The sequence below is a fragment of the Arthrobacter sp. P1_H7 genome, assembly GCF_056405215.1.
The window spans coordinates 203,170-222,661 of sequence record NZ_JBFUCO010000002.1 but is presented as its reverse complement, the minus strand read 5'-3'; the positions used below and the strand labels follow the sequence as shown (position 1 = coordinate 222,661).

General features: G+C 65.7%; 15 protein-coding genes and 1 pseudogene. 8 read left to right on the top strand and 8 right to left on the bottom strand.

Going from position 1 to position 19,492, the window contains the following annotated elements:
* Position 1 precedes the first annotated feature (1 nt).
* The gene (gene mfd, locus AC1DXI_RS01710) at positions 2-3,703 is read right to left on the bottom strand and encodes a transcription-repair coupling factor (protein WP_476937184.1); all 3,702 of its coding nucleotides are present in this window, start codon (positions 3,701-3,703) and stop codon (positions 2-4) included.
* 261 nt (positions 3,704-3,964) lie between these two features.
* Between mfd and AC1DXI_RS01705 the strand changes: the two are divergent.
* From AC1DXI_RS01705 to AC1DXI_RS01685, 5 genes and pseudogenes are all read left to right on the top strand, one after another.
* Positions 3,965-5,430, top strand: a pseudogene (locus AC1DXI_RS01705) (SDR family oxidoreductase).
* A gap of 47 nt (positions 5,431-5,477) precedes the next feature.
* On the top strand, positions 5,478-5,975 hold the full coding sequence (locus AC1DXI_RS01700) for a DUF2505 domain-containing protein (RefSeq protein ID WP_026537737.1): 498 nt from the start codon (positions 5,478-5,480) through the stop codon (positions 5,973-5,975).
* Between the two features lie 4 nt (positions 5,976-5,979).
* Positions 5,980-6,201, top strand: a complete 222-nt coding sequence (locus tag AC1DXI_RS01695; RefSeq protein ID WP_476937183.1) for an SCO4848 family membrane protein — start codon at positions 5,980-5,982, stop codon at positions 6,199-6,201.
* A gap of 111 nt (positions 6,202-6,312) precedes the next feature.
* Positions 6,313-6,756, top strand: a complete 444-nt coding sequence (locus tag AC1DXI_RS01690) for a VanZ family protein (RefSeq protein WP_476937182.1) — start codon at positions 6,313-6,315, stop codon at positions 6,754-6,756.
* Positions 6,757-6,785: 29 nt separating this feature from the next.
* A complete protein-coding gene (locus tag AC1DXI_RS01685; protein WP_476937181.1) occupies positions 6,786-8,099 on the top strand; it encodes a UDP-glucose dehydrogenase family protein in 1,314 nt (437 codons plus the stop codon).
* Between the two features lie 10 nt (positions 8,100-8,109).
* On the opposite strand, the gene sufU is transcribed toward AC1DXI_RS01685, so the two are convergent.
* Positions 8,110-8,565 carry a Fe-S cluster assembly sulfur transfer protein SufU gene (gene sufU, locus AC1DXI_RS01680; protein ID WP_026537740.1) on the bottom strand — a complete coding sequence of 152 codons (456 nt, stop codon included), beginning with the start codon at positions 8,563-8,565 and terminating at the stop codon, positions 8,110-8,112.
* Between the two features lie 11 nt (positions 8,566-8,576).
* Complete coding sequence (locus AC1DXI_RS01675) at positions 8,577-9,884, bottom strand: aminotransferase class V-fold PLP-dependent enzyme (RefSeq protein ID WP_476937180.1); 1,308 nt, start codon at positions 9,882-9,884, stop codon at positions 8,577-8,579.
* 182 nt (positions 9,885-10,066) lie between these two features.
* Between AC1DXI_RS01675 and AC1DXI_RS01670 the strand changes: the two genes are divergently transcribed.
* Positions 10,067-10,342 (top strand): hypothetical protein, encoded by a 276-nt coding sequence (locus AC1DXI_RS01670; protein WP_476937179.1) that lies wholly within the window; start codon positions 10,067-10,069, stop codon positions 10,340-10,342.
* A 9-nt stretch (positions 10,343-10,351) separates the two neighbouring features.
* The gene (locus tag AC1DXI_RS01665) at positions 10,352-11,203 is read left to right on the top strand and encodes a CDP-alcohol phosphatidyltransferase family protein (RefSeq protein WP_476937178.1); all 852 of its coding nucleotides are present in this window, start codon (positions 10,352-10,354) and stop codon (positions 11,201-11,203) included.
* An 84-nt stretch (positions 11,204-11,287) separates the two neighbouring features.
* Here AC1DXI_RS01665 and AC1DXI_RS01660 read toward each other — a convergent pair whose 3' ends face one another.
* The 4 genes from AC1DXI_RS01660 to AC1DXI_RS01645 form a co-directional block, all read right to left on the bottom strand.
* The gene (locus tag AC1DXI_RS01660) at positions 11,288-12,253 is read right to left on the bottom strand and encodes a GDP-L-fucose synthase family protein (protein WP_476937177.1); all 966 of its coding nucleotides are present in this window, start codon (positions 12,251-12,253) and stop codon (positions 11,288-11,290) included.
* Entirely contained in the window at positions 12,246-13,280 is a 1,035-nt protein-coding gene (gmd, locus tag AC1DXI_RS01655) for a GDP-mannose 4,6-dehydratase (RefSeq protein ID WP_476937176.1), read from the bottom strand. Before gmd ends, AC1DXI_RS01660 begins: the two co-directional genes overlap by 8 nt.
* Positions 13,281-13,481: 201 nt before the next feature.
* Complete coding sequence (locus tag AC1DXI_RS01650; protein ID WP_476937175.1) at positions 13,482-15,044, bottom strand: right-handed parallel beta-helix repeat-containing protein; 1,563 nt, start codon at positions 15,042-15,044, stop codon at positions 13,482-13,484.
* 207 nt (positions 15,045-15,251) lie between these two features.
* Complete coding sequence (locus AC1DXI_RS01645; protein ID WP_476937174.1) at positions 15,252-16,604, bottom strand: right-handed parallel beta-helix repeat-containing protein; 1,353 nt, start codon at positions 16,602-16,604, stop codon at positions 15,252-15,254.
* 281 nt (positions 16,605-16,885) lie between these two features.
* On the opposite strand from AC1DXI_RS01645, the gene AC1DXI_RS01640 reads away from it, so the two are divergent.
* Positions 16,886-18,061, top strand: a complete 1,176-nt coding sequence (locus tag AC1DXI_RS01640) for a glycosyltransferase family 4 protein (protein WP_476937173.1) — start codon at positions 16,886-16,888, stop codon at positions 18,059-18,061.
* Positions 18,062-18,085: 24 nt separating this feature from the next.
* On the opposite strand, the gene AC1DXI_RS01635 is transcribed toward AC1DXI_RS01640, so the two are convergent.
* Complete coding sequence (locus tag AC1DXI_RS01635) at positions 18,086-19,381, bottom strand: glycerophosphodiester phosphodiesterase (protein WP_476937172.1); 1,296 nt, start codon at positions 19,379-19,381, stop codon at positions 18,086-18,088.
* Positions 19,382-19,492 lie beyond the last annotated feature (111 nt).

Below are 19,492 nucleotides of genomic sequence, written 5' to 3'. Positions count from 1 at the left end.
TTTATTTCACCGCCGGCGAGGCAGAAACAGGGGCGTCGGAGAAGATGTTCCGGATCACGCCGTTGGCCCACTCCAGGATCTCGGCGTCCTGCAGGTCCCGGCCGCCGATCCTGGCGGTCTTGGGCTTCGGGACGAGCACGGCGTCCAGGGCAGGCTTCGCCTGCGCGCCGGGGTACATCCGGGTCAGGCGCATGAGCTTGGACTCGGGCAGCTGAGCCGGGGAGAACTTGATGAAGTTGCCCTGCAGCGCGACGTCGGACAACCCGGCCTCGCGGGCGCCCACCCGGAACCGGGCGACGTCGATCAGGTTGGTGGCCGGCAGCGGCAGTTCGCCGTAGCGGTCCACGAGCTCCGCGAGGACCTCCTCGATCGCCTCGTAGGTGATGGCGCTGGCGAGCTTGCGGTAGGCCTCCAGGCGCAGCCGTTCGCCCGGCACGTAGTCGTGCGGCAGGTGCGCGTTGACCGGCAGTTCGATCTTCATTTCGGCGGCCTTCTCCTCGGCCTCGCCCCGGTATTCGGCCACGGCCTCGCCGACCAGCCGGATGTAGAGGTCGAAGCCGACGCCCTGGATGTGGCCGGACTGCTCGCCGCCGAGCAGGTTGCCGGCGCCGCGGATTTCCAGGTCCTTCATGGCCAGCTGCATGCCGGCGCCGAGCTCGTTGTGGGTCGCGACGGCCTTGAGCCGTTCCAGCGCCACCTCGCCGAGCGGCTTTTCCGAGGGGTAGAGGAAGTAGGCGTAGGCGCGTTCACGGCCGCGGCCCACACGTCCGCGCAGCTGGTGCAGCTGGGAGAGGCCGTACTTGTCCGCGCCGTCCACGATCAGGGTGTTGGCGTTGGAGATGTCCAGGCCGGTCTCGATGATCGTGGTGCAGACCAGGACGTCGAAGCGTTTTTCCCAGAAGTCCACGATGATCTGTTCCAGCCGGCTCTCGGACATCTGCCCGTGCGCCACCTCCACCCGGGCCTCGGGGACCAGTTCGCGGATCTTCGCCGCGGTGCGGTCGATCGTGGACACCCGGTTGTGGACGAAGAACACCTGGCCTTCGCGCATCAGCTCACGGCGGATCGCGGCGGAAGTCTGCTTGTCCGTGTAGGGGCCGACGTATGTCAGCACGGGGTGCCGTTCCTCCGGCGGGGTGGCCAGGGTGGACGTTTCGCGGATGCCGGTCAGGGACATTTCCAGCGTCCGCGGAATCGGGGTGGCGCTCATGGCCAGGACGTCGACGTTGGTGCGCATCTTCTTCAGCGCCTCCTTGTGTTCGACGCCGAAGCGCTGCTCCTCGTCCACGATCACCAGGCCAAGGTCCTTGAAGCCGAAGTCCTTGGACAGCAGCCGGTGCGTGCCGATCACGACGTCCACGGAACCGCTCTTGACGCCGTCGGCGGTTTCCTTGGCCTCCTTGCCGGTCTGGAAGCGGGACAGCGGCTTGACGACGAGGGGGAAGCCGGAAAACCGTTCGGTGAACGTCTCGTAGTGTTGCTGGGCGAGCAGCGTGGTGGGCACCAGCACGGCGACCTGCTTGCCGTCCTGGACCGCCTTGAACGCGGCCCGGACCGCGATCTCGGTCTTGCCGTAGCCGACGTCGCCGGAGATCAGCCGGTCCATGGGGATCTCCCGCTCCATGTCGGCCTTGACCTCGTTGATGGTGGTCAGCTGGTCCGGGGTCTCCACGTACGGGAAGGCCTCCTCCAGTTCCCGCTGCCACGGGGTATCCGGGCCGAAGGCGTAGCCGCGGGAAGCCATCCGGGCCGAGTACAGCCGGATCAGCTCGCCGGCGATCTCCTTGACCGCCTTGCGCGCCTTGGACTTGGTGCTCGCCCAGTCCGCGCCGCCCATCTTGCTCAGCGCCGGAGTATCGCCGCCCACGTACCGGGTGACCTGGTCCAGCTGGTCGGTGGGCACGAAGAGCCGGTCGCCCGGGGCTCCGCGCTTGGACGGGGCATACTCCAGGACCAGGTATTCGCGCACACCCTCGCCGCCACCGGCAACCTTGCGCTGGATCAGCTCCACGAACCGGCCGATGCCGTGCTGTTCGTGCACCACGGAATCGCCGGCCACCAGCTGCAGCGGATCCACGGCGTTCCGCCGCTTGGACGGCATCCGGCGCATGTCCTTCGTGGACCCGGCCGAGGTCCGGCCCAGCAGGTCAGCCTCGGTCAGCAGCGCCAGCTTGAGCGGATCCAGGACAAAGCCGCGGCCGACGGCGGCGGTGGTCACCTCGATCAGCCCGGCCTGCGGATCCGCCTCGAGCGTGTCCACCCGCGCGCACGGGATGTCGTTGTCGTGGAAGAGTTCGGCGAGGCGCTGCGCCGGGCCGGGGCCCTCGGTGACCACGACGATCCGCCACTGGTCCCGGACGCGGGAGCCGATGAAGTCCATCATTTCCGCCACGTCGCCCTGGTAGCCGCGGGGTTCCCGGGCGTGCAGGTTCAGCACGTCGACGTCGGGCAGCAGCTCTTCGTCGCTGGCCAGCGACGTGATGGACCACCAGGAGACGCCGTGCTCGAGCGCGGCGGTGCGGGTATCGGTCAGCGAACGGAAGCTGGCCGAGTGCAAGGCAACGGATGCCGCGGAAGTCAGGTCGAGCGGCGCCGTCCCGCCGTCGGACGCCGTGGACCAGGCAGCCTCGAGGAATTCCTCGTTCGTGGCGGCGAGGTCGTGGGCCCGGGTGCGGACCTTCTCCGGCTCGATCACCACCGCGATGGAACCCGCCGGGAGCTGGTCCAGGAACGGCACCATGGCGTCCACCAGCACGGGGGCCAGCGATTCCATGCCCTCGACGGCGATGCCGCCGGCGATCTTCTCCAGCATGTCCGCGGCGGCCGGGAGCTGGGACTTCAGGGTGGCGGCACGGGACATGACGGAGGGCGTGATCAGGATTTCGCGGCACGGCGGGGCATGGAGTTCGGTGGGATGGTGCAGGCCCGGCGCGGTCAGCGAGCGCTGGTCGGCGACGGCGAACCAGCGCATCTGGTCCACCTCGTCACCAAAGAACTCGACCCGGATGGGGTGGTCCTCGGTGGGCGGGAAGACGTCCAGCATGCCGCCGCGGACGGCGAACTCGCCACGGCGGGTCACCATGTCGACCCGGGCGTAGGCGGCGTCGGCGAGACTCTTGACGACACCGCTGAAGGGGGCCTCCTGGCCGACCTTCAAGGTCACCGGCACCAGTTCGCCCAGGCCCGCGACGATCGGCTGCACGACGGCGCGGACGGGGGCCACCACCACGCGCAACGCACCGGCGGTGGACGATTCGGGGTGCGCGAGCCGCCGCAGCACGGACAGCCGCCGGCCCACGGTGTCCGAGCGCGGGGAGAGCCGTTCGTGCGGCAGCGTCTCCCAGCTGGGGAACTCCGCGACGGCATCGGCCGGCAGGAATGCGCGCAGGGCCTCGGTCAGGTCCTCGGCCTCGCGGCCGGTCGCGGTGACGGCCAGGACCACGGGCACTCCCCGGCCCGCCCCGGCTGAGCCGGCTTCGGCAGGGCCGGCTTCGGCAGGGCCAGCTTCGTTCCCCGCCAGGGCCGCGAGTCCGTCCGCCATTTCCGCGAGCAACGTGGACCGCATTCCGGCCGGGGCGCTGATCTGGTAATCCTCGCTGCGGCCGGCGAACCCGCGGGCGGCCTCGGCCTGGATCCGGGCGTAGTTCCGGTCTTCGGCGAGGACACGGCGCAAACCGGTGAGAGAGGGGCCGTTGAGGCTCATAGCTGTTGCTCCTGATGGGATCACGGGGTGCAGGCAACACGAATAGCCGAAATTCGTGAGAATCCCGGGCCCTCCAAGCCTACCGCGGAGCCCCGGGGCCCGCCGACGGGCCCGGCCGACGAGACCTGCCCGGGGCACCGCCGACGGGGCTAGGCTGGCTGGAGGAGCGCGGGCCCATCCAACTCGGGCCCATCCAACGCCGGCCCCGCACCGAATGGCTTGGTAGGCCACCCGCCAACCGCTGGCTGACAAGGAGTCACCATGAACGGCACAACCGCAACCCCTGAACCCGCTGGAACTCCTGCTCCAGCCCCGCAGGCAGCCACCGCGAAGGCCGCATCCCCGAAGACCGTGCTCGTCACCGGGGCCACCGGGTACATCGGCGGCCGGCTCGTCCCCCGGCTCCTGGAAGCCGCGCCCGGCGGGGGCCGCTCGACGGCGTCGACGTGCTGTACTACCTGGTCCATTCCATGGCGGCCGGTGCCGGCTTCGAGACCAAGGAAAAGACGATGGCCGGGACGGCTGCCCGGGCCGCGGCCGCCGCCGGCGTGGACCGGATCGTCTACCTCGGCGGCCTGCACCCGGCCGGCGCCGAACTGTCCACCCACATGCGCTCCCGCGAGGCGGTGGGGAAGGTGTTCCTGGACAGCCCGGTGGACGCAGTGGTCTTCCAGGCCGGCGTCGTGATCGGCTCAGGCTCGGCGTCGTTCGAAATGATCCGGCATTTGTCCGAGACGCTCCCGCTGATGCCGGCCCCGAGTTGGGTGCGCAACAAGATCGAGGCGATCGCCGTCCGCGACGTCCTGTATTACCTCGTGGCCGCGGCGTCGCTGGAAGGAACCATCAACCGGACCTTCGACATCGGCTGCCGCCAGGTGCTCAGCTACGCCGGAATGATGCAGGAATACGCCGCCGAGGCTGGCCTGCCGCACCGGGTGGTGCTGGCGCTGCCGGTGCCCGCCCCCAAACTGGCCGGTCTGTGGGTGGCGCTGACCACCCCGATCCCGCTCTCCATGTCCCTGCCGCTGGTCGAATCGCTCCAGCACGACGCCGTCGCCGCCGAGCACGACATCGATGCGTACATCCCTGTGCCGGAGGGCGGCCTGACCCCCTACCGGCGGGCCGTGGCCCTCGCCCTGGGCAAGGAACGCGACGGCCAGGTGGAGACCACGTGGGCCAGCGCCGGCGTCGACGCCGATCCCCTGCCGAGCGACCCGGACTGGTCCGGCCACGCCGTGTACGTGGACGAGCGCAGCTTCCAAAGCGACGTGGACCCCAAGTATGTCTGGACCGTCATCGAAGGAATCGGCGGCCGGAACGGCTGGTACTCCCTGCCGCTCGCCTGGCAGGTGCGCGGCTGGCTGGACAAGCTCACGGGCGGGGCGGGGCTGCTGCGGGGCCGCCGGCACCCGCACCTGCTGGCCGAGGGCGAGGTGGTGGACTGGTGGCGGGTCGAGAGGATCGACCGGGGCCGGCTGCTGCGGCTGCGGGCCGAAATGCGGGCCCCGGGCCGGGCCTGGCTCGAACTTTCCGTGGAGCCGGAGGGGACGGGCAGCCGCTACCGCCAGCGCGCCATTTTCTTCCCCAAGGGCCTCAGCGGCCGCCTCTACTGGCTCGCGGTGCTGCCGTTCCACAGCATCATTTTTCCCGCCATGTCACGGAATATCACCGCCGCCGCCCGGGATCTGGAAAGTCTCGAATCGGAGCCAGCCGGGCACACGACGTAGGATGTTGGAGCCCGAATCGTCCACTTCCACAACACGGAGGACCCCCTATGGCCCTGAGTGCATCCACCACCGTTCCGCACAGCGTTGACCGCGTTACCGCGGTTTTCGTCAATGAAGACTTCCTGCGCCACACGAGCGAACTCGTTGGCGGCACCCTGGAATCCTTCGCCATCGACGGAGACCCCGCCGGCGCTTTCAGCACCACTACCGTGCGGACCATCCCCACCACCCGGATGCCGGACATCGCCCGGAAATTTGTCGGCGCAAGCCTGAAGGTGACGCAGCTGGAGGCCTGGGAGGCCCCCTCCGCCGACGGTTCCCGGCAGAGCACGATCTCCCTGAAGGTCTCCGGCGCACCGCTGGACGTGAACGCTGTCCAGCGTCTCGTGTCCGACGGCGGCAGCACCCGGATCGAGCTCGAGGGCGACGTGACCTCCTCGGTGCCGTTCCTTGGCGGCAAGATCGCCGACGCCGCAGAACCGATGGTCGGCAAGGCCCTGAACCTGCAGTCCCAGCAGGCCCAGGCCTGGCTCGAAAGCCACTGACCCAGTGGAACTGCCCACGGTCCTCGCCGTCGTCCTGATCGTCGCCGGCGTCTGGTCCCTGGTTGTCTGGCCGCAGTTCCTGCGCCGGGTCATGAAGGATCCGCGTGCCCGCGATGCCAACGGCAAGGCCACACGCTTCCTGACCGTCCATGTGGTCCTGGTCAGCATCTCCATGCTGCTGGGGGCCGCGACGGCGGCGATAGGCGTGGCCGGGCTGCTCAGCTAGCATCCGGCACACCGGCGGTCATATGCCCGCCGGTGTGCCGGTTTCCCTGCTTTCGAGGCGTGCCGGCCGCTAGAATCAGCAAAAAGGTGCACCGCTGAAAGGGGACGCCAGTTGCTACCCCGCCGCGTCGCCATCTGGGGCCTGTGCGCCTGTGTTCCGGTCCTCGGCCTGATTGCCTTCTGGCCGGTGCCCGTTGACCGGGGCGCGGCCAACTACCTCAATCGGTGGCTCCGGCAACTGCACCGCTGGGGCGTCCCTCCCTGGTTCGACTACGGGGTCGTGGAATTTTCCTCGAACGTGGTCCTGTTTGCTCCGCTGGGCGCCCTGGTCGCCATAATCCTTGGCCTGCGGCTCTGGTGGGGCGGGGCCGTCGCCGGGTTCATGCTCTCCGTCGTGATCGAACTCGGTCAAATGGCATTCCTGCCGGCGCGCTTTCCCTCCGCTGCCGACGTCGCCGCGAACACGATCGGCGCCATGGCCGGCGCGCTGGCGGCCAGGCTGTTCATGGTACGCCGAGAGGCTGTTCGATCCCGACGTCCACCACGTACCCTGTGAACAGGGCCCGACAGGAGGAAATCGGAACTATGCGGATCTCGGTCATTGGCTGCGGTTACCTGGGCGCGGTACATGCTGCATGCATGGCAAAGCTGGGTCACGACGTTGTCGGAATCGACGTCGACGAACACAAGGTGGCCCAGCTTTCAGCGGGCCACGCCCCCTTTTACGAACCCGTGCTCGACGACCTGTTGTCCCAACTTGAGGAGTCGGGCCGGTTGCGGTTCACCACCGACATGGCGGCCGCCCGCGGCGCCGAGGTCCACTTCATCTGCGTCGGAACGCCGCAGAAGCGCGGCGAAAACGGCGCCGACCTGCGCTTCGTCGACGCCGCCGTCGCCTCGCTCGCTGAATACGTCTCCCCCGGCGACGTCGTCGCCGGGAAATCCACGGTACCTGTGGGAACCGCCGCGGGGCTGGCCGAGGTGCTGGCGGACGCAGAGCCCGGCGCCTCGCTGGTCTGGAATCCCGAGTTCCTGCGCGAAGGCCATGCCGTGACGGACACCCTGAACCCGAATCGGTTTGTCTACGGCACGCCGGACGGCAGCGAAGACCATCCCGCGGTGGCCGTCCTCGACAGGGTCTACGAGACCCCCCTCGCCGGCGGGACACCCCGGTTGGTGACGGACTACGCCACGGCGGAACTGGTGAAGACGGCAGCCAACTCGTTCCTCGCGACCAAGATCTCCTTCATCAACGCCATGGCCGAGGTCTGCGAAGCCAGCGGCGCTGACGTCACCCGGCTGGCTGATGCGATCGGGCTCGACGAGCGGATCGGGCGGAAGTTCCTGAACGCAGGCATCGGATTCGGCGGCGGGTGCTTGCCCAAGGACATCCGTGCCTTCATGGCCCGCGCCGGCGAGCTGGGGGCGGACCAGGCCCTGACATTCCTGCGGGAAGTGGATGCGATTAACATGCGGCGCCGGACCCGGGTGGTGGAGCTGACGCGCGAACTGTGCGGCGGGTCCCTGCTGGGCCAGCGGGTCGCCGTGCTGGGTGCGGCGTTCAAGCCCGAAAGCGACGACGTCCGGGACTCCCCCGCGTTGAGCGCCGCCGCGCAGCTGCAATTGCAGGGCGCAGTGGTGACGGTCACCGATCCCCAGGCCCTGCACAACGCCGCCAAGCGGTTCCCCGAACTCCAGCTGGAACCGGACCTTGAGACGACGCTGCACCGGGCCAATGCCGTGCTGCTGCTGACCGAGTGGCAGGTGTACCGGGAGCTGGATCCGCACGCGGCCAAGGCGCTCGTGTCCGCGCCGCGCATCCTGGACGGCCGCAACGTCCTGGACCCTGCCAAGTGGCGGGCCGCCGGTTGGACCTACAAGGGCTTGGGCCGGCCCTGACGTGTTGCCGTCAGGCCGTCAGCGCTTGGCCGAGGGCGTCCTCCGCGGCCACCCAGGAGAGCATGGCGCATTTGACCCGGGCAGCGTAGCGGGACACGCCCTCGAACGCCGCGGCGTCGCCGAGCACCTCGGGGTCGGCCGGCACCTTGCCGCGCGAGCGCAGCACCTCGCGGAAGCTGTCGATGACGGTGCGGAGTTCCGCGACGGTCATGCCCTCGGCGAGGTCCGTCAGCACGGACGCCGAGGCCATCGAGATTGAGCAGCCGTCGCCGTCCCAGCGCAGCTCACTGACCTTCCCGCCGGCCACGGACACCCGGACTGTGATTTCGTCGCCGCAGGTCGGATTCAGCTGGTGCGACTGGCCGCAGCTGGCCTCCTTGGGTGCGTCCGCGGCGGCCAGGCCGCTGCCGTGCCGGGCCTTGGCGTGTTCGAGGATGATCTGCTGGTAAAGCTGGTCAAGACTCATGGGTGTCCGTCCTAGGCCTGGAAGTAGGCACGGACATCGGCGGCCGCGTTCAGGAACGCGTCCACCTCGTCCGTGGTGTTGTATAGGTACGTGCTGGCGCGCGTCGTCGCCGTCAGCCCGAGCCGGCGGTGCAGGGGCTGGGCACAGTGGTGGCCGACCCGCACGGCGATGCCGCGGCTGTCCAGGAACTGGCCGACGTCGTGCGCGTGGACGCCTGCGACGTCGAATGCCGCCAGGCCAATCCTTTCCTGCCCGGCCGCGGGACCCAGCACCCGGATCCCGGGGATGGATTCCAAGCCGCGCACGAGGCGCTGGCCGAGTTCGGCTTCCCAGGCGTGGATGCGGTCCATCCCGGTTTCGCTGAGGTAGTTTACCGCCGCGGCGAGAGCCACCGCCTGCGAGATGCGCTGGGTGCCGGCCTCGAAGCGTTGCGGGCTGGGCAGGAAACCCGCCCGTTCCATCGTGACGGTGGTGATCATGGAGCCGCCGGTCAGGAACGGCGGCATCGCGTTGAGCAGCTCCGAGCGGCCATAGAGGGCGCCGATGCCGGTGGGGGCGAGCATCTTGTGGCCGGAGAACACCGCGAAGTCGACGTCGAGCGCCTTGACGTCCAGGGGCAGGTGCGGCGCGGACTGGCAGGCGTCGAGCACCACGAGGGCCCCGGCGGACCGGGCCAGGGCCACCAGGGCGGCCACCGGGTTGATGGTGCCGAGCACGTTTGACGCGTGCGTGAACGCCAGGACGCGGGTGCGCGGGCCGATGATGCCGGCGGCGGCCTCCAGGTCCAGGGCGCCGGCGTCGTCGATCGGGATAAACTTCACGACGGCGCCGGTCCGGGCCGCCAGCTCCTGCCAGGGGATCAGGTTGGCGTGGTGCTCCATCTCCGTGACGACGAGCTCGTCGCCCGGGGCCAGGGCGAACCGGGCCGCTTCGGGCCCGGCGCCCGGCAGGGACGCGTTGAGGAAGGAGTACGTGAGCAGGTTCAGGCCCTCCGTGGCGTTGGAGGTCCAGATCAGCTCATCCCACTCCGCACCGACAAAGTCCGCCACCGTTTCCCGGGCGTTTTCGAACGCCTCGGTGGCCTCGACGGCGAGGTGGTGTGCCCCGCGGTGGACCGCGGAGTTTCGCTGCTCATAGAATTCCTGCTCGGCCGCGAGCACGCTGAGCGGGTTCTGCGAGGTGGCACCGGAGTCCAGGTAGACAAGCGGCCTGCCGTTGACGTGCTGCTGCAGGATCGGGAAGTCGTTGCGGATCCTCAGGACCTCCTCGTTTCCGAGCGCGGCGGCAGAGCGGCGGAGGTGGGCTGGGGTGGCAACCATGGCGGAGACTCCTGGATCGGCGTTCGCTGCGGCGTACACCGCGCCGGCCGGGAGGCTGGCGGCGCCATTACGTCACGCAGATTAAACCTAATTATCCCATGCGTGGATGTCCCCGCGTTGACTCATGGAAAAGGTGCGGAGAGCCGGGCACCGTCCCGGGAACAAGGAACGATGGCGCCCACGTGGAACTGGTCGGCTACTACCGCTATGACACCGCCGCGGAACTGGAGAAGCTCAACGAGATCTGGGAGCTTGACGGGCTGTTCACGAACTATCTGCTCCCGCAGCAGAAGTTGGTGTCCAAGGAACGCCACGGCGCGGAAGTCATCAAGAAACATGATGCCGCGCTCACTCCGCACCAGCGCGCCGCCCGGCTGGGGAGGAAATCGTGCCCCGCGTCATGCAGAAATACGGCTGGGCATATTCATAGTTCCTGCTGGTCAAGGCCGCTACGATGACTTCATGCAATGGATAACCGCAGTGTCCGGGCTTCGGAATTGGGCCGCGACCGAAACTTCGCCGTGCAGGTAGAACAGACCCAGCCGCCGCTGGCCCCCTCAACTTCCCACCGTCAACTGGTTCAGGCCCTGCGGTCGAAGCAAAAAACGTCCAAGGGCGCTTCCGCCTACGCGCGTTTCCTGAACCGTCCCGCCGGCCGCCATTTTGCCGCGCTGGCGTTCAAGCTGCATATGACGCCCAACGGCGTGACAACGGTGAGCGCCCTGTGCAGTTTCTCAGGGATAGGTCTGATCGCGTTTGCCCCGGCGACGCCGGTCGTCAGTGTGCTGGTGGCCCTGCTGCTTATTCTCGGCTACGCCTTGGACTCGGCGGACGGCCAGCTGGCCAGGCTGCGCGGCGGGGGAAGTTTTGCCGGCGAGTGGCTGGATCACGTTGTCGACGCGGTTAAGATGGCTTCCCTGCACTTGGCGGTGCTTGTGGCCTGGTACCAGGGGTACGTCGAGCGGGGCCCATGGCTGGCCGTACCGTTGCTCTACCAGCTGCTTGCCGTGGTGCTTTTTTTCACGATCATTTTGACCGACCAGATGAGGCGGGCGCACCGCGGGTCCACCTCGACCCGATTGGCCGGGGAAGGCAGCTCATCCGTTCTCTATTCTTTGGCCGTCCTGCCCACTGAATACGGGGTGCTCTGCCTGGCATTTTTCCTGTGGGCGATCCCGCCGGTTTTTTCAGTGGTCTATGCGGTCTTTTTCGGCATCAACGTGTGCTTTCTCCTGCTGGCGTTGCCCCGCTGGTACGGCGAAATGCGAAGTTACGGCGCAGCGGACAGGGCCCAGGCAGCGCCTCCCGCAGAGCTCTGAGGACGGGAAGAACCGCGGCCACTGGCAGAACCGCCGGGCGGAGGGTGGACGAGGGACCCTGCGTCCGTCCGGTGTCCGTTGACGCTATTGCCGGACCGACTCTTGCAGCCGGTACCACTCCACGGTCCCGCCGATTCCCTTCTCGAGGGGAATACGGTACCTCCAGCCGGCGTCCGCCAGTTTGGAGACGTCGAGGAGCTTCTGCGGTGTCCCGTCAGGTTTGGCCGTATCCCAGACTGTCGTTCCCGTGAAGCCGACGGCATCTGCCACCAGTGTGGCCAGTTCGGCGATGCTCACATCCGTCCCCGTGCCAACGTTGACGTGTTCCGGGCCGTCATAATGTTCCATCAGGTGCAGGCAAGCCTCGGCCATGTCATCGACGTGCAGGAACTCCCGGCGCGGTGTTCCGGTGCCCCAGTTCGTCACGGACTCCGAACCCGCGGCTTCCGCGTAGCGGCGGATGAGGGCGGGTAGCACGTGTGAGCCCTGGGGCGAGAAATTATCGCCCGGGCCGTAGAGGTTCGTCGGCATGGCCGAGATCCAGGCTAACCCGTGCTGGCGCCGGATAGCTTGGACTTGGAGGATGCCTGCGATTTTCGCTATAGCGTATGCGTCGTTGGTCGGCTCCAAATGCCCGGTGAGGAGGTAATCCTCTTTGATGGGCTGGGGTGCCAGCTTGGGGTAGATGCAGGACGATCCGAGGAATAGAAGCCGCTCGACTCCCGCGTGTTGGGCCGCGTCCAGCACGTTGACCTGGATCTGGAGGTTTTCGCTCAGAAAATCCGCGGGATAGGTCTTGTTGGCCATGATCCCGCCGACCTTGGCCGCAGCCAGGACCACGTACCTCGGCTTCGTTTCCCGGAAGAAGGCGAAGGTGGCGTCGCGGTCTTTCAGATCCAGCTCCTGCGAGCCACGGCCGATCAGATTTGTGAACCCTGCCTTGACCAGGGTGCGCCACAGCGCCGATCCTGCCAAGCCGCGGTGTCCAGCGATGTAGAAGGGGGCGTCCCGCTCAAGCGGGCCGGGCGTGAAGCGTGCGGCCTCAGTCATCCCCGGGCGCCCAACTGCCGAGGTCAACGGTGTCGATCCATCCGCCGGGATGCTTCAAAGCTTCCATATCGGCCTCAACCATCAGGCGGGCCAGCTCAGGGGTTTCGACCGTTGCTTTCCATCCAAGCTTTTCTCTTGCCTTGGACGCGTCGCCCACCAGCGCATCCACTTCGGTGGGACGCAGGTAGCGCTCGTCGAACTCGACGTGGTCTTCCCAGTTGAGTCCGGCGTGGCTGAAGGAAATCTCCAGGAAGTCCCGGACCGTGTAGGCGGCCCCCGTAGCGAGCACAAAATCATCGGGCTCGTCGGCCTGCAGCATCCTCCACATGCCTTCGACGTATTCGGCGGCGTAACCCCAGTCACGGACCGCATCCAGGTTGCCCATATAGAGCGTGTCCTGAAGCCCGGCGCTGATGGCGGCCACAGCCCTGGTGATCTTGCGCGTGACAAAGGTTTCGCCGCGCCGAGGGGACTCATGGTTGAACAGGACGCCGTTGACGGCGTACATTCCGTAGGCCTCACGGTAGTTTTTGGTCACCCAGTAGCTGTACACCTTTGCGGCTCCATAGGGAGAGCGCGGGTAGAACGGCGTTTCCTCGTTTTGCGGCGGCGGCGTAGCGCCGAACATCTCAGACGAGGATGCCTGGTAAAACCGGGTTTTGATTCCCGCCAGACGCACGGCTTCGAGCATGCGCACAGAGCCCACGCCTGTGGTGTCAGCTGTGTGCTCCGGTTCGTCGAAAGAGACCCGGACGTGCGACTGGGCCGCCAGGTTGTAGACCTCGTCGGGCTTGATTTTCGCGATCAGGGTGACAAGCCGGGCCCCGTCACTGAGATCCCCGTAGTGGAGGAAGAGTTTCGCATCCGGCTCATGCGGATCAACATACAGGTGCTCTATCCGCACAGTGTTGAAGGTGGAAGCCCTGCGAATGAGGCCGTGGACCTCGTAGCCCTTCTTGAGGAGGAGTTCGGCCAGATACGAACCGTCCTGGCCCGTAATACCGGTAATAAGCGCACGTTTAGTCACACAGTCCCCCGAAGTCTCGAACGATGATGAACGGCAAATGTCCGGACCCCGGTAAGGGCTCCACACGATCTGTGCTGACAGCATAGATGAGGCAGATCACACATGCGAGCATTTTTCAGGATTCAAGATGCGCGGGATGACGCAGTCCGTCACGGCGACGCGGCGGGAGCGTTCGCGCTCCCGCCGCAGAGCGGACGGCAGCTAGGTGGCCGGAACCACCCGTCCGTTGCGCTCCTGGCCGGTGGCCCGAAGCGACTCGAATGAAATGTACGACTTATTCCACGAGAAGCGCTTGGCGCCCGTGGCGTCCATCCGGTAGGTGTTGAAGTCGAAGCGGTTGTTCTTTGAGGCGTAGTAGGTCGTCGGCGAAACGGGAGACAGCGTACCCAATCCCTGAACGCCTTCGCCTGTCCGGGTTCCGGTGGCGAGGGTTACATCGTTGTTGTGGACGTAGAGATTGTGCAGGTCCCAGGCGCCGTAGGTACCGCTGCCCCGGTTGCGCATCTGCGCGGCGATGCCGTTCTGGTTTTTCCCGATAACGTTCTGCCGGATCTCAACATCGGGTGAGGAGTTGACGTTGATGGCGGCCACCGCGTACAGCGAGTAGTCGCTGCCCCGTCCGCCGCCGGTGGCCAGACCGTAGCCGTTCCCGGCCAGCCTGTTGTCGCTGATAAGCGCCTTGTAGCTGATCTCGTACCGGATTCCATCGGCGTAATTGTTATTGATGGAATTTCCAAGAATGTTGACGTTGATGTTGTTGATGTCAAACCAGGCGCCGGTACCCCGATTGTTATGGACGTTATTGCCGCGGAACGTCACGCCATTGGAATAGGTGCCTTTAAATCCTCCGGATTCCCAGTCCGCACCCCAATAACCTGCGGTATTGTTGTTCGCGATCTCATTGTTTTCAACAACGGTGCTGTTGGAGGCGTAGTGACCCATTCCAAGCTGGCCGTTTTCCACCATGGTGTTGTTGCGGACAATAGCCCGGTGCGCTTTGGCCAACTGCAGACCAATGGCATGGTTTCGTTTGAAGAGGCAGCCTTCAACGATCCAGTCGGAGCCGCCAACCAAAACCGCTCCCTTTTGGGACGGCGTGGCAAAGTTGCTGAACGTCAGGCCGCTCAGGGTAACGCCCTGGGCCGAGGAATTGATGGCATGCGGTGTTCGCGCAATTTCCATAGTCGCATTAGCGGGATCAGTCCCCAGCCAGGTGCGGTTGTTTTGGTAATCCTGGAAAAAGCCATTGGAGCGCAGAGATGCAAGCTGCATCACACGGTTCATGGCGACGCCGTTCCGGTACACCTGCTCCCGCTTCTGACAGGGGTTGGCTTCCAAGCCACTGTTGACTTCGCACTGCCCGGCGTCCGAGTAGGCAGCCGGCAGCAGGCCGTTCTTGTACCAGCGGGCGTTGGAGCCGTCTTTGATCCATCCCGTGACAACGTTGGAGCCCTTGATGACTGCAGTGCCTGCGCCACCAAGTGCCAGCAGCTTCTGTCCTCGTTTGGGACTAATGGGGCTGCTGACCCGGTAGGTACCGGCCGACAGCCCGATGCGGGCACCTTCGGGCGCTGCATTGATCACGGCCTGGATCGAGGCGCCGGCGGCGACCGTGGCATCCACAACGGGAGTGGCAGCGGAGGACGGGGCAATGAATCCGAGGCTGAACACGGCTGCAAGCGAGGCCACGGCAACGGCCCGGAGGCCGCGTCCGGGACGGAGTGGCTTCACATCGGGCATGGGTTTAACAGGGGGGAACTTCATGTGGAATTTCTTTCTGTCGGCGAGCCCGTCTGTGCGCCCTTTAGCCGCGACTCCCCCAGCGAAAATCGCGTCTCGGGCAAATGCAAGAGGCATTACGGTTGGACACTCTAGCAAGGAATTGTTGCAGAACAGCATCGAGTTGGTCGTTGACAGCAATGTCTGGCTCGGGTAGGCAGGCTGTTCCGGGGGTGGAAAGTCGAGGTCTGATCAGGCCGGAGCGACCGCTCCTGCGGTGTCGTTGCCGGCACCCTGCCAGCCTTCGAAATCCAGTGCATTGTCCCGGAAACGGAACTTGGGTGCAGCGGTGTCCTTGAGGACGTACAGGTTGCCTTGAAACCTGATGCCGCCCAGGTCCGGCGGGCGCGTTAACGAACCGGCCTCGACGTACCCAGTGGTCGCGGTGGCCGGGCCTCGCAGATCGATGTGGTTCTCCGCGACCACCACATTTTTAAGCACGTACTCGCCCCACGGACCATCGCCCCGCGGCCGGGCCTGGATACCTATCCCGTTGAGGTTCCCAGAGACAGCGTTCTTCTCGATCGTGACATCGCTGCTGGTGTTCACGGTGATTCCCGCCCCGGTGAGCAGGCCCGTTCCAGCTCCGCGCTTCAAGGCCAGACCGTTCCCCGTGATGGCGTTACCGGATATGCGCCCGTTCCGGCTTATTTCGTAACGGACGCCGTCGGCGGCGTTGCCGGCAATTTTGTTCTCAGTGATTCCGACGCCGTCCCCGGCCACGTCCACCCAGACGCCCACGCCAAGGTTGTTACTAATATCGTTGTTGGCAATGGTCGAGGACGATCTGGTGACTTTAATACCGCCCGATTCCCAGTCCGCGCGCCAGAATTCCGCCGTATTGTTGTTGACGATGTGGTTGTTTTCAATACGAACACCTTGGGAACGGTATTGGCCTAGGCCCAGCTGGCCATTACGCGCAATGGTATTGCCGGTGATGCGTGCCCTGTCTGCCTGCACCATCATGAGGCCGACGCCGTGATTAGCCGTGATGACGGAATCACGAATTGTCCAGTCCTGGCCGCCGACCACAACGGCGCCCCGCTGGGCCAAATTGGCAAATCCACGAACGGTGAGGTGCTCGATCGAGACCCTTGGCGCGGTCGAAGTAATCGCGGTTCTCGTGCGTGCCAGAGTGGCAGCACGGCCAGTTGGATCCTGTCCCAGGTAGAGGACGTTGGCCGCGTAATCCGCATAAAAAGTAGCTGGGCCGACGGCGTTCCTTGTCATGACCCGCCGCACGGGGCGGCCGTCCAGGAAAAGGGTTTCTGCGACCTGGCAGGGGTTCGAATGGATATCCTCACATTGCCCGGACTTTTCATAGTCCGCCGGCAAATGGCCGCGGGCAGTCCAAACTGCCCCCTCGGCTCCCCATCCTTCGACAGGAACGTCGCCGGCCAGCTCAGTCTTCCCGCTGCCACGGAAAGTCTGTGAGGTCTTTGGCCGGATGGGCCGGTCCACGGTGAAGCGCCCTGGCGCCAGGCAAACCACGGCACCCTCGGGCTGGGAATCCGCCACCTGGGCGAGATCTGCCCCCGGTTCCACGGAGACTGTGCAGGGTGCGGCGGCATAAGTACCAGGCTCTTCGGACACCGGGCCCGCGGCGGTGGCGACCGCCGTCGCCGTTGTGGGGGCAATGCTCGTTGGGCGCGCAGGTTCCTCCCCGCTGCAGCCGCTCAGCATGAGAACAACGGCCAGCAACAAGGCCCCCGGGTATCCCGAACCGGCACGGCTCACATACTTGTCCCTCTCTAGCAAGAACCCGCTGAATCCGATAGCATGCGTCTCAAATCACCGACTGCGAACGGAACCACTTGCGCGTCTTAATGGTCCACAACCGCTACCGCTCCGATCATCCTAGCGGAGAGGACACCGTAGTAAAGCAGGAGCGCAATCTGCTTGAGAGTGCCGGGCACGAGGTGGTCGAATACGCCCGCCGCAGTGATGACATCGCTTCGATGCCGGCCACCCGGAAAGCAGAATTACCGCTCCGCGTCACGTGGTCTCTGCAGGATCAGGCCGCCATGCACGCCGTGCTCAGCCGGCAGCGTTTTGACGTCATCCATCTACACAATTCCTTTCCGCTCATTAGCCCGTCCATTCTGACCTCGGCCCGGCAAATGTCCGTCCCGGTCGTTGCAACGCTTCACAATTATCGGCTTGTCTGCGCCGCCGGAACGCTGCTCCGCGACGGGCAGCCGTGCTTCAAGTGTTTGAACGGTCCACCGACGCCGGCACTGGTCCACGCGTGCTATCGGAACAGCCGCCTGGCGACCGCTCCGCTCGCCCTGTCGATTGGAACGCACCGCGCTCTGGGCACCTGGCAGCGCGGCGTAGACCGATTCATAGTGATGAGTAAGTTTGCCCGCGGAATCATGATGGAGGCCGGTCTCCCAGCGGGACAGATCTCCATAAAACCGCATTTCATTCCCTCCCCTGCCCAGGTCCGTGTGGGTGCAGGGTCCTACGGCCTCTACCTTGGACGCCTCTCCGTGGAGAAGGGCGTCTCAACGCTGATCAAGGCGTGGGATTCCTCGTTGGGCACCCTCATGATTGCCGGCGACGGACCCCTGCGCCCGGAGCTGGAAGAGGAGGCGGCCGAGCACGGATCGTCCATCCGTTTCCTGGGTTCGCTGGACCGCGCTGACGCGCTGGACCTGCTGCTCAACGCCCGCTACCTTGCCAACCCGTCCCGGGCCTTCGAGACTTTCGGTTTGAGCGTCGTGGAGGCATTCGCGCATGGCGTCCCAGCGGTTGTGCCGGGCCAGGGAGTGTTCCCAGAGTTGGTGCGCGACGGCGAGAACGGCTTCACGTTCGAGCCGGGAAATGCGGATTCCCTTCGGGCGGCTCTGCTCAAGATCAACGACCCCGCCGTGTCGCTGCTCACCGGCGCGGCTGCCCGTCAGGACTATCTCAGCCTCTTCACGCCGGAAAGCAACCTGAGCGCACTCGAAGCCATTTACGCTGATGTCATCGCGCGCAAGGGAACTCCCCGGCCCTAGGACGTCGAGAGGCGATCTTCCAATTCAGCTGACCTCGATCTGGCGGAACTCCACCGGCTGCTTGCCTTGATAGTTTTTGTTCAGCGCGAAGTAGCCTCCCCGGTGCGACGAATTGTTGGCGATCGCGCTGGCTACGGCCCCGTCCAGCCGGATGAACGTAATTGTGCTCGGGGTGACGTCCACGCGGAAGCGCATCCAGGCGCCTACCATCGGTGCGTCTGACTGTGCCTCACCCAGCAATTCCCCCTCCACCGCTCCGGCGTCGCGGGAATAGAGCCGCATGCTGCCTGCTGTGTCCAGGGTCAGGTGATAGCCGCCCACAGTCGCTCTCGCCGTTGGACGGTACGGCTGATCATTGGCTTGGCCGAATGCGATGCCCGCGGTGCCGCTCTTGTCCGGAACCGCCATGGGCCAGCGCATGTCGAAAGCCAGTGAGTAGGTATCTCTTGTGACGGGGCCCATGGAACCCAAGGTGTACGTTGAACTTGCCTCGTTGTTGAGGCTGACGGAGGAAAACTCGGGCTGCAGAGTGGGCTGGTATGTGGGCACCAGGATCCAGGGCAAGTCCCCCGCCGCACGTACTCCGGACGCGAAGTCGTCCCGTGCACTGATCGCGGCGCTGCCCGAAACATACGGAAAATTCGATGACATCAGCCCGGACACGCCCAGCGCGGTCACCCTGTCGCGCATCCAGCGGGTGTGTATTTCCCAGCAGATGACGGGCTTGCCGTAGGCCACTAGAGCCTTGATTTCGTCATCCGTGGCACCGTGGTAAATGCCCAGGTAGTCAAAGCGGCCCGCGAAGTTTGCGAACCGGTTCTCGGCGTTGTCGACGAAGTACCCCCACGTCTTGTACCCGCGGGCCTTCGCCTCTGCGTAATGTTTCCCGCCTGCCGTTTGCTTCCATACGAAGTGCTCTTTGGAATCCGGATAACTATCCATCAGGTCAAGCAGGGCTTGCGTATTTCCCCCCTGTTTGTCTTCGATAAAGATCACGCTGGTGGCCGCGTGTGCATCCAGCACGTCTTTGAGCCGGGGAATGGGCTCAAGGGGCGTCTGCGGACCGATCCATGCGCGTGAGTCGTTCCGGAGTACTTCCAACCTCTCATAGGTCACCTCTCCGATCTGCAGGTTGCGGCCCGTCATCCGTTCGGTATTGCTGTCGTGGTGGCAGACCAGCACGCCGTCGCTGGTGGCGCTGACGGAGACCTCAATGGCCATCGCACCGCCCTGAAGAGCGTGGGCATAGGCCCCGGCAGTGTGTTCGGTCCAGTTGTCGCCCGAGCCGCGATGGGCGATGTAAAACGGCTTGGTGGACATCAGGTCCGTCAGAGTGTGCATTTTTTGTGCCGCTTCGGACGCTCCGGCCGTGGGGCGCCGGCTGTTGGATGGCCCAGTCCCGCAAGCGGTCAGTAGGGCTGCCGTTCCTGC

Coding starts and splice junctions, on each gene's coding strand:
- mfd (WP_476937184.1), bottom strand. CDS start 3,703: ATGAGCCTCAACGGCCCCTCTCTCACCGGTTTGCGCCGTGTCCTCGCC.
- AC1DXI_RS01700 (WP_026537737.1), top strand. CDS start 5,478: ATGGCCCTGAGTGCATCCACCACCGTTCCGCACAGCGTTGACCGCGTT.
- AC1DXI_RS01685 (WP_476937181.1), top strand. CDS start 6,786: ATGCGGATCTCGGTCATTGGCTGCGGTTACCTGGGCGCGGTACATGCT.
- sufU (WP_026537740.1), bottom strand. CDS start 8,565: ATGAGTCTTGACCAGCTTTACCAGCAGATCATCCTCGAACACGCCAAG.
- AC1DXI_RS01675 (WP_476937180.1), bottom strand. CDS start 9,884: ATGGTTGCCACCCCAGCCCACCTCCGCCGCTCTGCCGCCGCGCTCGGA.
- AC1DXI_RS01665 (WP_476937178.1), top strand. CDS start 10,352: ATGGATAACCGCAGTGTCCGGGCTTCGGAATTGGGCCGCGACCGAAAC.
- AC1DXI_RS01660 (WP_476937177.1), bottom strand. CDS start 12,253: ATGACTGAGGCCGCACGCTTCACGCCCGGCCCGCTTGAGCGGGACGCC.
- AC1DXI_RS01650 (WP_476937175.1), bottom strand. CDS start 15,044: ATGAAGTTCCCCCCTGTTAAACCCATGCCCGATGTGAAGCCACTCCGT.
- AC1DXI_RS01640 (WP_476937173.1), top strand. CDS start 16,886: ATGGTCCACAACCGCTACCGCTCCGATCATCCTAGCGGAGAGGACACC.
- AC1DXI_RS01635 (WP_476937172.1), bottom strand. CDS start 19,381: ATGTCCACCAAGCCGTTTTACATCGCCCATCGCGGCTCGGGCGACAAC.